Source organism: Syntrophorhabdaceae bacterium (assembly GCA_028713955.1).
In the GTDB taxonomy this organism is placed as follows: domain Bacteria; phylum Desulfobacterota; class Syntrophorhabdia; order Syntrophorhabdales; family Syntrophorhabdaceae; genus UBA5609.
Genome location: JAQTNJ010000174.1, coordinates 5031 through 6789, shown reverse-complemented (window position 1 = coordinate 6789; position 1759 = coordinate 5031). Strand labels below are relative to the sequence as shown.

The 1759-nt window shown below is 48.7% G+C and carries 2 protein-coding genes and 1 tRNA gene; 1 reads left to right on the top strand and 2 read right to left on the bottom strand.

Features of this window, described 5'->3' with window-relative positions; translation table 11 throughout:
- On the bottom strand, positions 1-896 hold an 896-nt coding region (locus PHU49_12750; protein ID MDD5244875.1), incomplete at its 3' end, for a bifunctional riboflavin kinase/FAD synthetase.
- Positions 897-947: 51 nt separating this feature from the next.
- Here PHU49_12750 and PHU49_12745 point away from each other — a divergent pair.
- Positions 948-1032 (top strand) — tRNA-Leu (locus PHU49_12745).
- A 67-nt stretch (positions 1033-1099) separates the two neighbouring features.
- On the opposite strand, the gene PHU49_12740 is transcribed toward PHU49_12745, so the two are convergent.
- Positions 1100-1759 (bottom strand): hypothetical protein (locus tag PHU49_12740; protein ID MDD5244874.1); only part of this gene is annotated, 660 nt, incomplete at its 5' end.

The window sequence follows — 1759 nt, the reverse complement described above, 5'->3', positions numbered from 1 at the left end:
TCCACATCCTTCGCTATGCGGGCCTGCAACTCCCCGACACTCCGGAACTTCATCTCCGGGCGTATCCGCTTGTGAAAGTAAAGGTAGACCTCTTTCCCGTAGATATCTTCGGAAAAACCAAGTATATAGGTTTCTACCGTAAGTTCACGCTCATCATCGAATGTCGGGTTATACCCGATATTTGTCACCGAAGGGTACCTCCTTCCGCCAATCTTTACTTCTGTTATATAAACCCCTTCCTTAGGGACAAGTTCAAAAACGGTCGCGAGATTAATAGTGGGAAAACCTATCTCCCTGCCCCTGCTGTCCCCCTGGACTACAATGCCGCCTATCATGTGTGGTCTTTCCAATAGTCTTTTTGCTTTATCAACATCTCCGGCGGCGATCAGCTTCCTGATCCCGTTGCTCCCCACCTTTTCGCCATCAATAGTAACAGCGTCAACAACGCCGAGGTAAAGATCGTAATCCTCTACAAATCCCCGGAGCATCCTGATGTCCCCTGCCCCGTCTTTGCCGAACCTGAAATCATACCCTACGACAATACCTGCCACGCCTATCCTGTCGATCAGGATCTTCCTGATAAACCTCTCCGGCTCGATGCCCCTGAATGCGTCATTAAAGGGGACAATGATCAACACGTCTATGCCGGTTTCCTCGATCAGCCTTTTCTTTACGTAAAGCGGTGTAATGATACGTGTATATTTTTCCGGTCTCAGGACGCTCATCGGGTGCGGGTGAAATGTCATAAGCATTGAGGTCCCCGAGAGTTCCTTCGCCTTTTGCTTTACCTGCTCTATGATCTTCCTGTGACCTACATGTATACCATCATAGTTACCAATCGTGAGTACCGGGCGCGTAAATCTCTCCGGTATATCGAGGGATTCAAAAATTTTCACTGTCACCTCTTGACTTATCGGCAGTATCCATATACTTTATTACACGACAGTGCCGAAGTGGCGGAATTGGCAGACGCGCTAGATTCAGGGTCTAGTAGGCTGTAAGCCTGTGTGGGTTCAAGTCCCGTCTTCGGCATTTTCCTTATTATTATAATGTATTATACATACAATATCATCAATTTTATCACTAATTAAATATAACATCAAGATATTTTTAATACCTTTGCTCCTCTTATCCTCTTCTCCTTAAGGTCGACAAGGGCCTGGTTTGCCTCTTCCAGCCTGTAGACCTGAACCTCCGGCTTTATGAGGATCCTTGCGGCAAGGTCAAGGAATTCCCGTACATCCTGTCCGGCAACATTTGCCACGCTCTTTATCTCTTTTTCGAGCCAGAGGTGTGTTGGGTAGTCGATCATCAGAAGCGCCTTTTTGTCCGGCTCTTCTTTGCGGATTGCATTAATGACGAACCTGCCGCCTCTTTCCATATTCTTTAAACCATCAACTATGGTCCCCCATACAGGCGTGGTATCAATGGCACGATGGAATCTTTCCGGTGGCTCATCGGATGTATCACCGACCCAGTAAGCCCCCAGTTCCCTTGCAAACTCCCTTTCACCGGCGCTCCTGGCAAAGACAAAGATCTTTGAGTTCGGGTATCTGTACCGGGCCATCTGGATAACAAGGTGGGCGGAGGCCCCAAAACCGATCAAGGCCAGGTTCTCCCCGTCTTTCATGTCAGTGAGCCTCAGAGACCTGTATCCTATTGTTCCGGCACAGAGAAGCGGGGCAGCCTCGAAGTCAGTAAAGGTCTCGGGTATCGGAAAGGCAAAATCCTCCCGGACCGTTGCAAACTCGGCATAGCC